This is a genomic window from Stenotrophomonas sp. NLF4-10, assembly GCF_022359915.1.
Taxonomy (GTDB): Bacteria; Pseudomonadota; Gammaproteobacteria; order Xanthomonadales; family Xanthomonadaceae; genus Stenotrophomonas; species Stenotrophomonas daejeonensis.
The window spans coordinates 1,410,816-1,427,115 of record NZ_JAKSEE010000003.1; the positions used below are offsets into that span (position 1 = coordinate 1,410,816).

Below are 16,300 nucleotides of genomic sequence, written 5' to 3' on the forward strand. Positions count from 1 at the left end.
GTCCATGTGGGTTCAGTCGTTCGAGTTCAGTCGTTCGAAATGCGGTTGCGCAGCAGCAGGCCGCGGGCGGAGAGGCTGACCAGCAGCACGAACAGGGTCAGCACCAGCGCGCCGGCCCAGGCCAGCACCTGCCACGATTCGTAGGGGCTGCCGGCGAACTGGTTCATCACCACCGGCACCGAGGCCATCGGCTGGAACACGTTGCTGTTCCAGTACTGGTTGCCGAAAGCGGTGAACAGCAGCGGCGCGGTTTCGCCGGAGATGCGCGCCAGCGCCAGCAGCACGCCGGTGACGATGCCGGCCATCGCGCTGCGGTACAGCACCTGCATGATCACCTTCCACTGCGGCACGCCCAGCGCCAGCGCCGCCTCGCGCATCTGCACCGGCACCAGTCGCAGCATCTCGTCGGTGGTGCGGATCACCACCGGCAGCACGATGAAGGTCAGCGACAGCGCGCCGGCGAAGGCCGAGAAGTTGCCGCCGGTCTGCATCACGTACAGGGTGTAGACGAACAGGCCGAGCACGATCGACGGCGCCGACAGCAGGATGTCGTTGACGAAGCGCACCACGGTGCCGGCCTTGCGCGCGTTGCCGTACTCGGCCAGCCAGGTGCCGGCGGCCACGCCCAGCGGGGTGCCGATGGCGATGGCCAGCGCGCACATCACCGCGCTGCCGAAGAAGGCGTTGAGCAGGCCGCCTTCCTGCATCGGCGGCGGCGTCATCTTCGTGAACAGGTCGAGGTTGATGCCGGGCAGGCCCTTGGCCAGCAGCGTCCACAGGATCCAGCCGAGGAAGAACAGGCCGAACAGCGCGGTGGCGCAGGCCAGCAGCAGCGCCAGCACGTTGGTGGCGCGGCGGCGCAGGTACAGCGCCTCGGCGGTTTTCGGGGTGGTGGACATCAGTTGCCCTCCTTGCGGGACAGGCGCAGCAGCATCAGGCGGGCCAGGGCGAGCACCACGAAGGTGACGATGAACAGCACGAAGCCGAGCAGCAGCAGCGCCGAGCGGTAGGTTTCGGTGGCCTCGCCGAAGTCGTTGGCGATCAGCGCGGCGATGGTGGTGCCCGGCTCCAGCAGCGACGGCGTCAGGCGCACGCTGTTGCCGATCACGAAGGCCACCGCCATCGTCTCGCCGAGCGCGCGGCCGAGGCCGAGGAAGATGCCGCCGATCACCGCCGAGCGGGTGTAGGGCAGCACGATGTCCCAGCTCACTTCCCATCGGGTCGAGCCCAGCGCGTAGGCCGATTCCTTCAGCCGCGTCGGCACGGTCAGGAACACCTCGCGCATCACCGAGGAGATGAACGGGATCACCATGATCGCCAGCACGAAGCCGGCGGTGAGCATGCCGATGCCCAGCGGCGGCCCCTGGAACAGCGGGCCGACCAGCGGCAGCTCGCCGAGGTGGTCGTTGAGGAACGGGGTGACGTATTCGGTCATCACCGGCACCAGCACGAACAGGCCCCACATGCCGTAGATGATCGAGGGGATGCCGGCCAGCAGTTCGATGGCGGTGCCGACCGGGCCGCGCAGCCAGCGCGGCGCCACCTCGGTGAGGAAGAAGGCGATGCCGAAGCTGACCGGCACCGCGATCAGCATGGCGATCACGGCGGTGACGATGGTGCCGTAGATCGGCGCCAGCGCGCCGAAGCGGTTCTCCACCGGGTTCCAGTCGGCGGTGTAGAAGAAGCTCAGGCCCTGCTCCTGCAGGGCGTGGCGGCCGCCCCACAGCATCGACAGCGCGGCGCAGGCCAGTGCGGTGAGCACCAGCACCACAGTGGCGACCAGGAACCAGCGGAACAGGCGGTCGTTGCGGGCATCGCGCTGGTCGCGCGGGCTGGGCAGGGCAAGGGGCGGGGCGATGGTGTTCATGGGGGTCCGGGGAAAGTGGACAAGCCGTTGCGGGGGCGGCGCCGGCCGCCCCCGCCGATGCCGCTTACTTGAACTCGCTGGCCCAGTAGCTTTCGATCTGCGTCACCAGCTCGGCCGGCAGCGGCACGTAGTGCAGCTCGTCGGCCTGCTGCCGGCCGTTTTCGAAGGCCCACTTGAAGAACGCCAGCGTCTGCTGGTTGCGCTTGGCATCCTTGGGCTGCTTGTGCATCAGCATGAAGTTGGTGGCGGTGATCGGCCATGCGCCGGCGCCCGGTGCATTGGTGATGACCAGGTTGAAGTCGCGGGCGCCGGCCCAGTCGGCGCTGGCCGCGGCGGCGGCGAAGGTTTCGGCGCTCGGCTGCACCCAGTTGCCGGCCGCGTTCTGCAACGAGGCATACGGCATGTCGTTCTGCAGCGCGTAGGCAAGCTCGACGTAGCCCAGCGAGCCCTTCATCTGCTGCACGTAGGAGGCCACGCCCTCGTTGCCCTTGCCGCCGACGCCGTCCGGCCATTGCACCGAGGTGCCTTCGCCGACCTTGCTGCTCCACTCGCCGCTGACCTTGGACAGGTAGTTGGAGAAGTTGAAGGTGGTGCCCGAGCCATCGGAGCGGTGCACCAGGGTGATGCGGGTGTCGGGCAGGGCCAGACCGGGGTTGACCGCGGCGATGGCCGCATCGTTCCACTTGCCGATCTTGCCAAGGTAGATGTCGGCCAGCAGCGGGCCGCTCAGGCGCAGCTGGCCGGGCTGGATGCCTTCGAGGTTCACCACCGGCACCACGCCGCCGATCGCCGAAGGGAACTGGCCGAGGCCGGCCTGCGCCAGTTCCTCGCTGGAAAGCGGCTTGTCCGAGGAACCGAAGTCGACGGTGCCGGCCTTGATCTGGGCGATGCCGCCGCCCGAGCCGATGGACTGGTAGTTGACCTTGGCGCCGGTGGCCGCGTTGTAGTCGGCCGACCACCTGGACACCAGCGGGAAGATGAAGGACGCGCCGGCGCCGGAGATCTCCGCGCTGACCTTGTCGCCGGCGGCTGCCGGGTTGCTGGTGTCGGCATTGGCCGACGGGGCGGCCTGCTTGTCGCCGCAGGCCGACAGGCCCAGCGCGATGGCCAGGGAAAGGGCGGCAAGGCCGGTGGTGTGCAGCTTCATGCGTCGCTCCATAGCGGGAGAAGGGCCGGCGCTGCCGGCGGATGACGCTATGAAATGATGTTTTTGTTACAGACTGATGACGGCGGGCAATGGGGAACAGGGAACGGGGAATGGAAGAAAGCCGTATGCGTTGCGCTGACGGTGTTCCCTGCCTTCCACGGTTGCATCACGAAACTCGAATCCGCCATTGAGCCTTCATTCCCCGTTCCCTGTTCGCCCTTCCCCGCCCCACAAAAAACCACCGGGAGCGGTTTTTGACATCGCCCGTCGATGGCCCGAAGGGTTGCCGCCATGGATGGCGGCAACAAAAAAAGCGCGGATCACCTGATCCGCGCCCGAGGCGACGAGGGAGAGGGACTCGCGCCTCCTTGCTCCTGCTTATTTCAGGTTCTGCTGGTTCCAGTAGGCCTCGATCTGCTGCACCAGCGCGTCCGGCAGCGGCACGTAGTCCAGTTCGCGGGCCTGGCTCCTGCCGCTGGCGTAGACCCAGCGGAAGAAGTCGGTGGTGTTCTTCAGGCTGCCGGGCCTGGAGTTCTTGCGCACCAGGATGAAGTTGGTGGCGGTGATCGGCCACGCATTGGCGCCCGGCGCGTTGGTGATGACCAGGTTGAAGTCGCGGGCGCCGGCCCAGTCGGCGCTGGCCGCGGCGGCGGCGAAGGTTTCGTCGCCCGGCTGCACGAAGTGGCCGGCGGCGTTCTTCAGCTGCGCGTGGGCCAGCTTGTTCTGCAGCGCGTAGGCCAGTTCGACATAGCCGACGCCGCCGCGGATCTGCTTGACGTAGGCGGCCACGCCTTCGTTGCCCTTGCCGCCGATGCCCACCGGCCACTGCACGGTGGTGCCTTCGCCGACCTGTGCCTTCCACTCCGGGCTGACCTTGGACAGGTAATTGGTGTAGTTGAAGCTGGTGCCCGAGCCGTCGGAGCGGTGCACGACGGTGATCTTCAGGTCGGGCAGGGCCAGGCCGCCGTTGAGCGCGACGATGGCCGGGTCGTTCCACTTGCCGATCTTGCCGAGGAAGATGTTGGCCAGGGTCGGGCCATCCAGCTTCAACGCGCCCGGTTGCAGGCCCGGCACGTTGGCCACCGGCACCACGCCGCCGATCACCGACGGGAACTGCGCCAGGCCCGAGGTGGCGAGGTCTTCGGACTTGAGCGGCGCGTCGGACGAACCGAAATCGACGGTGCCGGCCTTGATCTGGGCGATGCCGCCGCCCGAGCCGATGGACTGGTAGTTGACCCGGTTGCCGGTGGCGCCGGCGTAGTCGGCCGACCACTTGGACATCACCGGGAAGACGAACGAGGCGCCCGCGCCGGTGATGTCGGCGGCCTGCGCGGCCAGGGCGAACGAGGCAATGGCGGCGCCGGTGAGCAGGCGGAGTTTGAAGGAACGCATCGCAGTGTGACTCCTGAAGGGTGGTGTGGCCGGTGGGGCCGGCAGGGCGCCATTGCAGCGCCCGCGGATGAATCTTTTGCGACTTTCCGGTGACGGTTGGATGACATCGCGGCGCGGGCTCCGGCGTCTTCGGAATGTCATGGAGGTGTCGCATGACTGTCATCCAATTAACGGAACCTTCGCAAAACGCCTGCCTGGCCGCTGCCGGAACGGCGCTTTCGCAAAGCCCTTCCACCCTCATTGGAGAGAACCCAGATGCGTCCCCATTCGCTCGCCCTCGCGGTTGCCGCCAGCCTCGGCATGGCCGTGGCCCCGGCCTTCGCCGCCAGCAACCCCGCCGTGACCCCGGCGCAGCTGGAACAGCTGCAGGCGCAGATCGCCGCGTTGCAGGCGCAGGTGCAGCAGTTGCAGAGCCAGTCCGAATCATTGCAGGCGCAGTCCGACGCGCAGTCGGAAGTGAACGTGACCCAGGCGCAGGCGATCGAGACCGCGCAGAAGGCACAGTCCGGCGTCGACAAGCTGGCCAAGCTGGTCAACGACAACAAGATCGGCGGCCGCATGTTCTTCGACGTCAGCAGCGTCGACCAGAAGCAGAACGGCCGGAAGACCGACGCCACCGGCACCGGCTTCGACGTCAAGCGCTTCTACCTGACCGTGGACCACAAGTTCAACGACACCTGGTCGGCCAACCTGACCACCGACTTCCAGTACAGCTCGGCGATCGGCAACACCGAACTGTTCGTCAAGAACGCCTACGTGCAGGGCAGCTTCGACCCGGCCTTCGTGCTGAAGATCGGTGCGGCGGGCATGCCGTGGACCGGCTACGTCGAGAAGTACTACGGCTACCGCTACGTCGAGAACACCCTGACCGACCGCCTGAAGTACGCCAACTCGGCCGACTGGGGCGTGCACGCCAGCGGCGACTTCGGCGGCGGCGTCAACTACGCGGTGTCCGTGGTCAACGGCGCCGGCTACAAGAACCCGGGCCGCAGCAAGGGCGTGGACGTGGAAGGCCGCCTGGCCTGGGAAATCACGCCGGAATTCGGCGTCGCCGTCGGTGCCTACAGCGGCCATCTGGGCCAGGAAAAGCAGAACGACGGGGCCGAGAAGCGCTACAGCCGCGGCGACGTGATGGTCGCCTACGCCGGCCCGGCGTTCCGCGTGGGCGGCGAATACTTCACCGCCAGGAACCTGGGCTACGTCCAGCAGGCCGCGGTGCCGGCGGTCAGCGACAAGGCCACCGGCTGGTCGCTGTGGAGCAGCGTGAACGTGGCGCAGGTGGCCAACGGCGACGTCAGCCTGTTCGCCCGCTACGACAACACCGATACCAGCAAGACGCTCAACCCGTTCCGCGAGGACAAGTACTGGAACGTCGGCGTCGAGTTCCCGGTGCTGAAGAACTTCAAGCTGGCCGCGGTGTACAAGGACACCGACGCGCTGGCCGGCTCGCTCGCCAGCCCGGTCCGGACCGAGACCAGGGAGCTGGGCATCTGGGGCGACGTGAAGTTCTGAGGCCCCGCGCCCTTCGATGGAATCGCGCGACGGCGGGCTTCGGCCCGCCGTTTTTTCTTGCAGCGCTCCGGGCCTGTGGATGCGGGGCCTGCCCCGCATGTGCCCTGTCGGTGGAGCGCGTGCGGCAGCCACGCGTAGGCCGGGGCTACGCCCCCGGCGTATCAGGATGCGGGCGACGGGCCGGGAGCATGTCGGGGGCGTAGCCCCGACCTACGCGTTGCGCGCACTTCAGACGGTCTTGTCCCGGTAATGGCACAGGTCGCGGATCACGCATTGCGGGCAATCCGGCTTGCGTGCCTTGCACACGTAGCGGCCGTGCAGGATCAGCCGGCCCGCAGTGGCGGATCGGCGCCATTGCGTTGAAGCCGCGCCCGCGGCAGGCAATGCGGCCGCATCAGGCGATGGTCTTGCCCCTGTAATGGCACAGGTCGCGGATCACGCATTGCGGGCAGTCCGGCTTGCGTGCCTTGCACACGTAGCGGCCGTGCAGGATCAGCCGGCCCGCAGCGGCGGATCGGCGCCATTGCGTTGAAGCCGCGCCCGCGGCAGGCAATGCGGCCGCATCAGGCGATGGTCTTGTCCCTGTAATGGCACAGGTCGCGGATCACGCATTGCGGGCAATCCGGCTTGCGCGCCTTGCACACGTAGCGGCCGTGCAGGATCAGCCAGTGATGTGCATCCTGCAGAAATTCCCCGGGGATCACCTTCAGCAAACCATCTTCCACCGCGCGCACGTCCTTGCCCGGCGCCAGCCCGGTGCGGTTGGCGACGCGGAAGATGTGCGTGTCCACCGCCATCGTCGGTTCGCCGAAGGCGGTGTTGAGCACCACGTTGGCGGTCTTGCGGCCGACGCCGGGCAGGGCTTCCAGCGCAGCACGGTCGGCCGGCACTTCGCCGCCGTATTTCTCGACCAGGATCGCGCAGGCGGCGATCACGTTCTTCGCCTTGGCGTTGTACAGGCCGATGGTGGAGATGTAGCGCTTCAGTCCATCCTCGCCCAGCGCGAGGATGGACTGCGCGGTGTTGGCCACCGGGAACAGCTTGCGCGTGGCCTTGTTGACGCCGACGTCGGTGGCCTGCGCCGACAGCGTCACCGCCACCAGCAGCTCGAACGGCGAGGTGTATTCCAGCTCGGTGGTCGGGTGCGGGTTGAGCTCGCGCAGGCGGGTGAACATCTCGCGCACTTCGGCGCCGGTCATGCGCTTGCTGCTGCGCGGCGCCGGCGGCTTCTTCGCCGCGGCCGGTTTTTTCGGCGTGGTCTTGTTCACTGCTTTCGCATTCATGCGGAGGGCTTTCCCGTGGCCCGTGCCTTGGCGCGGGCGAGGATGGCGGCCGCCGCCGGGGGCAGGGCGGGTTTGGTGTTCACGGCCGGCGGCGGCGCACGGCGCGCCTCGCGCTCGGCGGCGCGGCGGGCCAGGCGCGCGGCGCGGGCGCGGTGGCGTTCGCGCGCGGCCCAGGCATCGCGCAGGCGTCGTTGGGTGTCCTGCAGCAACTGCGGCAGGCGCGGGTCCAGCGCCGCGTCGCCGGGCTGCGGCACGTAGTCCATCAGGCCGGCATCGAGCGCCGCGTCGATGTCATCGTCCAGCACGTACTGCAGCAACTGCCGGGGCGATGCGGAAGGGGCGGGCATTGCGATGCGGTTCAGCAGTTGCGGAATTCCGGCTTGCGGCGTTCGAGGAAGGCGGCGGTGCCTTCGCGCATGTCCTGCGTGGAGAACATCAGCCCGAACTGCGCGCTCTCGTATTCCAGCCCTTCGGCGATGCCGCATTCGCCGCCGACGTTGACCGCGTCGAGCATGCCGCGCAGCGCCAGCGGCGCGGCATTGGCCAGTTGCGTGGCGATCTTCAGGGTTTCCGCTTCCAGTTCGGCGGCCGGCACCACGCGGTTGACGATGCCCAGTTGCTGCGCGCGTGCGGCGTCGATCGGCGCACCGAGCAGGCACAGTTCCAGCGTCGCCGCGCGCCCGGCCAGCCGCAGCAGGCGCTGGGTGCCGCCGAAGCCGGGGATCAGGCCGAGGTTGATTTCCGGCTGGCCGAGCTTGGCGCTGTCGGCGGCGACACGCAGGTGGCAGGCCATCGCCAGTTCCAGCCCGCCGCCCAGCGCGAAGCCGTTGACCATCGCCAGCACCGGCTTGGGCAGGCGCTCGATGCGGCGCATCAGGCGCTGGCCGAGCAGCGAGAAGTCGCGGCCCTGAACCGGGGTGAGCGCATTCATTTCGGCGATGTCGGCGCCGGCGACGAAGGCCTTGGGGCCGGCGCCGGTCAGCACCACCACCCGCACGTCCTCGGCCTGGGCGGCCTCGGCGAAGGCCGCGTCCAGCGCCTGCAGGGTCTGCCGGTTCAGCGCATTGAGCTTTTCCGGGCGTTGCACGGTGATGGTGCGGACGCCATCACGGGTGCTGATCGAAACCGGTAGGTCGGACATGCGGCTGACTCCAGGGAAAAGTTAAGAAAAAGTAAGCGGGGAACTCCCGCCACGGCCGCCGGTCCGAGTCCGGTGTCGTCGGTGGCGGAGCGCCTTGGCGACGGCTATCCTAACCCGTCGCCTCAAGCGGCATGGTTGCCCTGAGACACCCTTCCTGGAGAACTGTTTGATGAAGTTGCGTTCTATCGCGGTCGCCGTGGCCGCCCTGGCCCTCACCGGCACTGCATTCGCCCAGGACGTTTCGTCCGAGAAGGGCAAGTTGAGTTATTACTTCGGCTACGACTACGGCAACAACCTCAATGAGCTCACCGCCCGCGGCGAGCAGTTGGACATCGCCTCGGTGGTCAAGGGCCTGCAGGACGCCTTCGCCAAGCAGCAGCCGGCGATCACCGCCGAGCAGCTGAAGCCGGCGGTCGAAGCGTTCCAGAAGCGCGAGCAGGCCCGTGCCGCCGCCGCCAAGGCCGAGTACGAGAAGGCCGCCGCCGAAAACAAGACCCGCAGCGACCAGTTCCTGGCCGCCAACAAGGCCAAGGCCGGCGTGCAGACCCTGCCCAGCGGCGTGCAGTACCGCGTGATCGAGGCCGGCAGCGGCGGCAGCAAGCCGACCCAGGCCAGCACCGTGACCCTGCAGGTCGCCGGCCCGTTCCCCTATGGCCAGCGCCCGGAGACCGTGCAGCCGCACGACGTGCCGGCGCTGAAGCTGAGCGAAGTGGAAATGCAGGCCATGCGTGAAACCCTGCTGCAGATGCAGCCCGGCGCCAAGTGGGAAATCACCCTGTCGCCGGACAAGGCGTTCGGCGCCGACCCGCGCACCGGCTTCCCGCCGAACGTGGCGGTGCAGTACGAAGTCAAGCTGGTCAGCGTCAAGTAATCCGCTGCGATGACCTGGACGCGCCGGTGGCTTCCACCGGCGCGTTTTCGTTTCCGCAAGCACCGGCGCAGGTGCCTGGCCCGCCCGGCGGTTCCCCCGATGCGCGGCAAACCCGGCATCCATGCCGGCATTTCCACCGTAGGTGCCGGGCTTGCCCAGCACGGGGCTTTGCCGGGAAAGTCCCATGCGGGGCAAGCCCCGCATCTACAAGGTTGCCGCGTGGCATGGGCCTCTCCCGGCAATCCCCTGATACGCGGCAACCTGCATCCACGATGTTGTTTCGTGGAGTAGGCTTGCCCGGAGCCCCGCCCGATGAATGCCCCCTTCCGTGCCATACCCAGCCCCTGCATCGGAATCTGTTCGCTGGACAGTGCCGGCCGTTGCCGTGGCTGCCTGCGCACGGGCGAGGAGATCGGCGGCTGGCTGCGCATGAACGAGCTGCAGCGCCGGCAGCTGATGGACGAAGTGTTGCCCGCGCGCGCGCTGGCGTCCGGCTCGCTGGCCGCCGCGCTGCCGGGCCGGGAGCGGCTGCTGCGCGCGCTGGAGCCGCTGGCCGCCGCACCGACCGGACAGGGCTGGAACCGCAGCGAACTGGCCGACCTGCTGCCGGCCGGGCCGCTCGCCGAGGCCGCGGTGCTGGCCGGGCTGGTGCCACGGCCGCAGGGCGTGCAGGTACTGCTCACCCGGCGCACCGAGACCCTGCGCAGCCACGGCGGCCAGGTCGGTTTTCCCGGCGGGCGCATCGAGGCGGACGACCGCAGCCCGGCGATGGCGGCGCTGCGCGAGAGCCATGAGGAAATCGCCCTGCCGCGCGAACAGGTGCAGGTGCTGGGCTACCTCGACCCGTTCCTCACCATTTCCAGCTACCGGGTCACGCCGGTGGTGGCGGTGATCGACCCCGACTTCGTGCCGGTGCCGCAGCCGGCGGAAGTGGCCGAGGTGTTCGAGGTGCCGCTGGATTTCCTGATGGACCCGGCCAACCTGCGCCAGGTCGAGATCGAGCATGCCGGCCGCATCCGCCACGTGCTCGAATACAGCTGGCCGGGGCAGCGCATCTGGGGCGCCACCGCGGCCATCCTCTACAACCTGCGTCGCCGCCTGGAGCAGAGCCCATGAACACGCCGATCGCCCCGCCGTGGACCACGCTGGTGGATGCCGCCTCGCTGGCCGCCGCCTTCTCCACCGCGCCACCGCGCATGGTCGATGCGCGCGCCACCGCCAGCACCGCGCTGCGGCTGGTGGATGCGCGCTTCTCGCTGGCCGATCCGCAGTCCGGCGCCGCGTGCCATGCCGTCGGCCACATTCCCGGCGCGGTATATGCCGATCTCGACCGCGACCTGTCCGACCTGTCCAGGCAGGGCCACGGCCGCCATCCGCTGCCGGACAGCGACGCCTTCGCCGCCACGCTGGGGCGCTGGGGCATCGACGCGGACACGCAGGTGGTGGCCTACGACGCCGGCGACGGCAGCATGGCCGCCGCGCGGCTGTGGTGGCTGCTGCGATTGATCGGCCATCGCAACGTGGCCGTGCTCGACGGTGGACTGGCCGCCTGGCAGGCCGCCGGCGGGCGGCTGGAAGCCGGTGTGGAGCAGGTACCGGCGCTGCCGCCATACCCGGGCCGGTTCGACCTGGCGCAGGTGGCCGGCGTCGACGAGATTTCCGCGCGGCTGTCGCAATCGCCCGGCTGGCTGTTCGACGCGCGTGCCGGCGAGCGCTACCGCGGTGAAGTGGAACCGCTGGACCGCGTCGCCGGCCACGTCCCCGGCGCGCTCAACCGCCCGCTCGCACTCAACCTGCGCGATGGCCGCTTCCGCCCGGCGGCGGAACTGCGCGCGGAACTGGAACCGCTGCTGGGCACGCATGCGCCCGGCGAGGCGGTGATGATGTGCGGCTCCGGCGTCACCGCCTGCCACCTGCTGCTGGCCTTCGAAGTGGCCGGCCTGGGCGGTGCGCGGGTGTTCGCCGATTCGTGGAGCGGCTGGTCGTCCGATCCCTCGCGCCCGGTGGCGCGGGCATAGACACGGGGACATTGATGCAGGGGCGACGTGAGTCGCGACCGGGCTTTCACGGTAACCCCGGTCGCGACTCACGTCGCTCCTGCGAGTGGCGTGGCATGCGTTGCAGGGGGACCGCCGCCAGCACGTCCTCCCACGGGAACCGCGGCCCCGGGTCGCGCTTGCGCTGCACCCGCAGCGCCGGGTCGTCGCTGGCCGGCACCTGCTCGACATCCAGTTCCTCGTGGCCGGCGATCCAGCGCAGCGACGGCAACCGTGCCGGCAGCCAGCGCAGCAGCGCGACCAATGCATCGGTCTGCGCGCGCGGATAGGGTTCGTCCATCGCCTGGTGGCGCGAATCCAGCCAGTGCGGGTAGCGGCCGCGGTTGACCAGTTCGATGCCGAGCGAGCGCGGGTTGATGCCGCGCACGTGGTGGGCCACGCGCAGCACGTCCACGTACTGGTGGATGCTGCCGTCGCGGTCGATGTAGTAATGGCCGCTGTTGCCGGTGCCGCTGTCGTAGAGCACGCGCTCGCCGTATTCGCGCGCCGTCGCCAGGTCCGGCAGCTCGGTGCAGTGGATCACCACCAGGTCGATTGCCGCCGGCTCGCGCAATGGCAGCAGCGGTTCGTAGGGCAGGGGCGCGGCGTGGATGGCGGGCATGGCGGGCATCGGCCGATGCTAGCATTGCGCCCCCGAGTGCTTCTGCCCGAATACCTGCGATGAACCGCGGCCACTGCATCCTTTCCCACGGTTTCGAAAGCGGCCCCGACGCGACCAAGGTCACTGCGCTGGCCGAGGTGGCGCAGCGGCTGGGCTGGAGCCACGAACGTCCGGACTACACCGACCTGGACGCGCGCCGCGAGGTCAGCGAAGTCGGCGACGTGCCCGCGCGCCTGCAACGCCTGGTCCAGCGGGCGGGCGAAGCCGCGCGGCATGGCCCGGTGGTGCTGGCCGGTTCCAGCCTCGGCGCCTACGTCTCGGCCATCGCCTCGCTGCACGTGCCGGTGCGCGCGCTGTTCCTGATGGTGCCGCCGACGAAGATGGGGCCGATGCCGGCGCTGGACGCGGCGGCGGTGCCGACCAGCGTCGTCCACGCCTGGCATGACGAACTGATCGCGCCGGCCGAGGTCATCGACTGGGCCCGTGCGCGCGCGGTACGGCTGCTGCTGGTCGATGACGGCCACCGGCTGGAGAATCACGTCGAGGCCTCGGCCCGCGAATTCGAGGCGCTGCTCCAGACCTTGTAGATGCGGGGCTTGCCCCCGCATGAAGCTTTCCCGGTGAAGCCCCATGCGGCGGGGCCCGCAGGAACCACATGGGTAGGTCGGGGCCATGCCCCCGACGCGTGATGCCGGATATGCAGGGCGCCGGGGGCATAGCCCCGATCTGCCGGCAAGGCCGCCCGTTCCCGCGGGTCTGCCGCGAATGGCCCGTACAATGGCGGCCCCCGGCCCGCTGCCGTTCCCCCGTGGTATCCCCGTGAAATTCTTCGTCTCCTGCGCCAAGGGCCTGGAATACCTGTTGGCCGATGAACTGCTGGCGCTGGGCCTGCCCCGCGCCACCGCCACCATCGCCGGGGTCAATGCCGAAGGGGAACTGCGCGATGCGCAGCGCGTGGTGCTGTGGTCGCGCCTTGCCAGCCGCGTGCTGTGGCCGCTGGCCGAGTTCGACTGCCCGGACGAGGTGGCGCTGTACCAGGGCGTGCTGGCGATGCCGTGGGAACAGCATCTGGATGCCGACCTGACGCTGGCGGTGGATGCCCATGTTTCCGGCACCGCCATCACCCACGCGCGCTTCGCCGCGCAGCGGATCAAGGACGCGGTGGTGGACCGCCTGCGCGGGCAGGGCATGGAGCGGCCGTCGGTGAACGTCGAGTTCCCGGACGTGCGCATCAACCTGTCGCTGCGCAAGGGCCGGGCCAGCATTTCCATCGACCTCGGCGGCGGCTCGCTGCACAAGCGCGGCTGGCGGCTGGCGCAGAACGATGCGCCGCTGAAAGAGAACCTCGCCGCCGCGGTGCTGCTGCGCGCCGGCTGGCCGAAGATCCACGCCGAAGGCGGCGGCCTGCTCGACCCGATGTGCGGCGGCGGCACGTTGCTGATCGAAGGCGCGCTGATGGCCGCCGACGTCGCCCCCGGCCTGCAACGCCACGGCAGCATCCCGCCGAGCCGCTGGCGCGGTTTCGACCAGGCGCAGTGGCGCGAGCTGCTGGCCGAGGCGCGCGAGCGCGAGCGCGCCGGCCGCGCCGCGTTGAAGCAGGTCATCCACGGCAGCGACATCGACCCGCAGGCGATCCGCGCGGCCAGGCAGAACGCCGAGGAAGCCGGCGTCGGCGAGGCGATCTGGTTCGGCGCGCGCGACGTCGCCGACCTGCAGGTGCCGCCGCAGGAAACCGGTTGCGTGGTCTGCAACCCGCCCTATGACGAACGCCTGTTCGCCGACGCGGCGCTGTACCGCCGGCTCGGCGATGCGCTCAAGCGCACGGTGCCGCAGTGGCGCGCCAGCCTGCTGTGCGGCAACGCCGAACTGGCCTTCGCCACCGGCCTGCGCGCGCGCAAGACCTACCAGCTGTTCAACGGTGCGATCGAGTGCGCGCTGATCGTCTGCGACCCGGTTGCGGTGCCGGCACGCGAGCACGACGGCGCGCCGCGCGAACTGAGCGAAGGCGCGCAGATGGTCGCCAACCGCCTGCGCAAGAACCTGAAGAAGTTCAAGAGCTGGCGCGCGCGCGAGGACGTTACCTGTTTCCGCGCCTACGACGCCGACCTGCCCGAATATGCGGCGGCCATCGACGTCTATCAGGAAGACGGCGGCAAGGGCCGCACCTTCCTGCACGTGCAGGAATACGCCGCGCCGGCGGCGATTCCCGACGCCGACGTGCGCCGCCGCCGCAACGAACTGCTGGCCGCCGCGCGCGAAGTGTTCGCGGTGCCGGCCGAACAGGTGGCGTTGAAAACGCGCGAGCGCGGCAAGGGCGGCAGCAAGTACGGGCGCTTCGAGCAGCGCGGCGAGTTCATCCTCGTGCGCGAGAACGATGCGCTGCTGCGGGTCAACCTGTTCGACTACCTCGACACCGGTCTGTTCCTCGACCACCGCCCGCTGCGCCGGCAGATGGCCGGGCAGGCGCGTGGCAAGCGCTTCCTCAACCTGTTCTGCTACACCGGCGTGGCCAGCGTGGAGGCGGCGGTGGCCGGTGCGGCTTCGACCACCAGCGTCGATCTGTCCGGCACCTATCTGCAATGGTGCGCCGACAACCTTGCACTCAACGGCATGGGCGGCAGCGCTCACCAGTTGGTGCAGGCCGATGCGATCCAATGGCTGGAAGCGGAGCGCGGTCAGTTCGATGTGATCTTTTGCGACCCGCCGACCTTCTCCAATTCCGCGCGCGCCGAGGATTTCGACGTGCAGCGCGAGCAGCTGCGGCTGCTGCGCGCGGCGGTGGCGCGGCTGGCGCCGGGCGGCGTGCTGTATTTCTCCAACAACTTCCGCCGCTTCAAGCTGGAAGAAAACGCGATCGCCGAATTTGCGCAGTGCCGTGAGATCAGCGCGCAGACCATCGGCCCGGATTTCGAGCGCAATGCGCGCATCCATCGCGCGTGGGAGCTGCGGCGCGCCTCCTGACTCGGGAGCTTTCCTCCAGATACATCCGGTAGGTCGGGGCTATGTCCCCGACGCCTCGCATCATGGAAGCCGTCGGGGCGGTAGCCCCGACCTACGAGGACTGCCGAAGGCCTGTCGCGACTCTTGTAGATGCGGGGCTTGCCCCGCATGGGGCATTCCCGATGAGGCCCAGTACGGGGAAAGCCCCGCACCTACGACGGCAATCCGTGGGTCAGCGCGTGCAGCAGCAGGCCGATCAGGCCGCCGACCAGGGTGCCGTTGAAGCGGATGTATTGCAGGTCGCGGCCGACGCTCAGTTCCAGTTGCTCGACCAGCTTGGCCTCGTCCCAGCCCTTGACCGTCTGCGCGATGTGCGCGGTCACGCCGCTGCGCAGGCGCGTGGTGAGTTTCTCCGCGCCGGCCAGCATGTGCTGGTTCAGCGCGTCGCGCAGCGCCGGGTCGTCGCCGATGGCGGCGCCGAGCTTGCCGAGGCTGCGCTCCAGGTGCCCGGCCAATGCCGAATCCTCGCGCGACAAGTCCTCGCGCAGGTGCCGGTGGATGCGCTGCCACAGGCCCTGCACGTAGTCCTGCACCGCCGGGTGGTCGATCACCTGCTGCTTGAGCGCATCGACGCGTTCGGCCAGCGCCGGGTCGTGGCGCAGCCGCTGCATGTAGTCGCCGAGCCAGCGCGCATAATCCTGCCGCAGCGGGTGTGCGGGCTGCGACAGCACGTCCTGCAATTCCTCCAGCGCCGCGCGTGCCAGCCGCTCGGCCAGTGAATCGCCGATCTCGTCGATGGGCTTCACCCAGTCCACGGTACTGGCCAGCTTCGGCCATTCCTTGCGGATGTAGCGCACGATCAGCATCGATGCGCGCTGGCGCACGGCGTCGTCGTCGAGCCAGCGGGCGATGCGGGTCAGGCCTTCGTCGAGCACGCGCTGGTGGCGGTTGTCGGCGGTGAGCAGGCCGAGCAGGTCGCCGGCGGTGGCCGCGGCGTTCCACTGCCGCAGCTGTTCGACCACGAAACGCTGGATGGCGGCGCGCACGGCGGTTTCATCCAGCAGGTCCAGCGCCTGCACGGCCCAGCCGCGCGCCATGCCGGCCAGCATCCGCGCCTGCTGCGGCTGCGCCAGCCAGTGCCCGAGCCGCGTGGCCGGGTCGAACACCTTCAGCTTGGCCAGCAGCGCTTCCGGTTCGAGGAAGTGGTCGCGCACGAACACCGCCAGGCTGTCGGCGATGCGTTCCTTGTTGCGCGGGATGATCGCGGTATGCGGGATCGGCAGGTTCAGCGGGCGACGGAACAGCGCCACCACCGCGAACCAGTCGGCCAGTGCGCCGACCGTGGCCGCCTCGCAGAACGCGCCCACCCACGCCCACGCGCCGCGCTCGCCGTTGAGGTGGCTGGCGACGAAACCGGCCAGCATCGCCAGCAGCATCGCCAGCGCGTACAGCTTGAGCCGGCGCAGCTGCGCGCGGCGTGGATCGGCGG

At 69.3% G+C, this 16,300-nt stretch carries 15 protein-coding genes and 2 pseudogenes; 6 read left to right on the top strand and 11 right to left on the bottom strand.

Features of this window, described 5'->3' with window-relative positions:
- Window positions 1-26: 26 nt before the first annotated feature.
- The 4 genes from pstA to pstS (MIC98_RS06700) form a co-directional block, all read right to left on the bottom strand.
- A complete protein-coding gene (pstA, locus tag MIC98_RS06685) occupies window positions 27-899 on the bottom strand; it encodes a phosphate ABC transporter permease PstA (RefSeq protein ID WP_239736580.1) in 873 nt (290 codons plus the stop codon).
- Window positions 899-1,867, bottom strand: a complete 969-nt coding sequence (pstC, locus tag MIC98_RS06690; RefSeq protein WP_239736581.1) for a phosphate ABC transporter permease subunit PstC — start codon at window positions 1,865-1,867, stop codon at window positions 899-901. Before pstC ends, pstA begins: the two co-directional genes overlap by 1 nt.
- Window positions 1,868-1,931: 64 nt before the next feature.
- A complete protein-coding gene (pstS, locus tag MIC98_RS06695; RefSeq protein ID WP_239736582.1) occupies window positions 1,932-3,014 on the bottom strand; it encodes a phosphate ABC transporter substrate-binding protein PstS in 1,083 nt (360 codons plus the stop codon).
- A 378-nt stretch (window positions 3,015-3,392) separates the two neighbouring features.
- The gene (gene pstS / locus MIC98_RS06700; RefSeq protein ID WP_057641474.1) at window positions 3,393-4,406 is read right to left on the bottom strand and encodes a phosphate ABC transporter substrate-binding protein PstS; all 1,014 of its coding nucleotides are present in this window, start codon (window positions 4,404-4,406) and stop codon (window positions 3,393-3,395) included.
- Window positions 4,407-4,661: 255 nt separating this feature from the next.
- Between pstS (MIC98_RS06700) and MIC98_RS06705 the strand changes: the two genes are divergently transcribed.
- Window positions 4,662-5,918 carry a porin gene (locus MIC98_RS06705; RefSeq protein WP_057641473.1) on the top strand — a complete coding sequence of 419 codons (1,257 nt, stop codon included), beginning with the start codon at window positions 4,662-4,664 and terminating at the stop codon, window positions 5,916-5,918.
- A gap of 228 nt (window positions 5,919-6,146) precedes the next feature.
- Here MIC98_RS06705 and MIC98_RS06710 read toward each other — a convergent pair.
- The 5 genes and pseudogenes from MIC98_RS06710 to MIC98_RS06730 form a co-directional block, all read right to left on the bottom strand.
- Window positions 6,147-6,245: pseudogene (locus MIC98_RS06710) on the bottom strand (endonuclease III); the annotation flags it as partial.
- Window positions 6,246-6,312: 67 nt separating this feature from the next.
- Window positions 6,313-6,414: pseudogene (locus MIC98_RS06715) on the bottom strand (endonuclease III); the annotation flags it as partial.
- A gap of 67 nt (window positions 6,415-6,481) precedes the next feature.
- Window positions 6,482-7,117: an endonuclease III gene (gene nth / locus MIC98_RS06720; RefSeq protein WP_239738067.1), complete on the bottom strand. Its 636-nt coding sequence runs from the start codon at window positions 7,115-7,117 to the stop codon at window positions 6,482-6,484.
- A gap of 80 nt (window positions 7,118-7,197) precedes the next feature.
- Complete coding sequence (locus MIC98_RS06725; RefSeq protein ID WP_239736583.1) at window positions 7,198-7,548, bottom strand: hypothetical protein; 351 nt, start codon at window positions 7,546-7,548, stop codon at window positions 7,198-7,200.
- 11 nt (window positions 7,549-7,559) lie between these two features.
- On the bottom strand, window positions 7,560-8,342 hold the full coding sequence (locus tag MIC98_RS06730; RefSeq protein WP_239736584.1) for an enoyl-CoA hydratase-related protein: 783 nt from the start codon (window positions 8,340-8,342) through the stop codon (window positions 7,560-7,562).
- 169 nt (window positions 8,343-8,511) lie between these two features.
- On the opposite strand from MIC98_RS06730, the gene MIC98_RS06735 reads away from it, so the two are divergent.
- The 3 genes from MIC98_RS06735 (at window position 8,512) to MIC98_RS06745 (ending at window position 11,231) form a co-directional block, all read left to right on the top strand.
- A complete protein-coding gene (locus MIC98_RS06735; RefSeq protein WP_057641471.1) occupies window positions 8,512-9,213 on the top strand; it encodes an FKBP-type peptidyl-prolyl cis-trans isomerase N-terminal domain-containing protein in 702 nt (233 codons plus the stop codon).
- A 312-nt stretch (window positions 9,214-9,525) separates the two neighbouring features.
- The gene (locus tag MIC98_RS06740; protein ID WP_239736585.1) at window positions 9,526-10,329 is read left to right on the top strand and encodes a CoA pyrophosphatase; all 804 of its coding nucleotides are present in this window, start codon (window positions 9,526-9,528) and stop codon (window positions 10,327-10,329) included.
- Window positions 10,326-11,231: a sulfurtransferase gene (locus MIC98_RS06745; RefSeq protein WP_239736586.1), complete on the top strand. Its 906-nt coding sequence runs from the start codon at window positions 10,326-10,328 to the stop codon at window positions 11,229-11,231. Before MIC98_RS06740 ends, MIC98_RS06745 begins: the two co-directional genes overlap by 4 nt.
- Before the next feature lie 46 nt (window positions 11,232-11,277).
- On the opposite strand, the gene MIC98_RS06750 is transcribed toward MIC98_RS06745, so the two are convergent.
- Entirely contained in the window at window positions 11,278-11,880 is a 603-nt protein-coding gene (locus MIC98_RS06750; RefSeq protein WP_239736587.1) for an N-acetylmuramoyl-L-alanine amidase, read from the bottom strand.
- 50 nt (window positions 11,881-11,930) lie between these two features.
- On the opposite strand from MIC98_RS06750, the gene MIC98_RS06755 reads away from it, so the two are divergent.
- Window positions 11,931-12,458, top strand: a complete 528-nt coding sequence (locus tag MIC98_RS06755) for a YqiA/YcfP family alpha/beta fold hydrolase (protein ID WP_239736588.1) — start codon at window positions 11,931-11,933, stop codon at window positions 12,456-12,458.
- Between the two features lie 232 nt (window positions 12,459-12,690).
- Window positions 12,691-14,832, top strand: coding sequence for a bifunctional 23S rRNA (guanine(2069)-N(7))-methyltransferase RlmK/23S rRNA (guanine(2445)-N(2))-methyltransferase RlmL (rlmKL, locus tag MIC98_RS06760; protein ID WP_239736589.1), 2,142 nt, complete (start codon window positions 12,691-12,693; stop codon window positions 14,830-14,832).
- Window positions 14,833-15,023: 191 nt separating this feature from the next.
- Here rlmKL and MIC98_RS06765 read toward each other — a convergent pair whose 3' ends face one another.
- Window positions 15,024-16,247, bottom strand: a complete 1,224-nt coding sequence (locus MIC98_RS06765; RefSeq protein WP_239738069.1) for a DUF445 family protein — start codon at window positions 16,245-16,247, stop codon at window positions 15,024-15,026.
- Window positions 16,248-16,300: the final 53 nt, after the last annotated feature.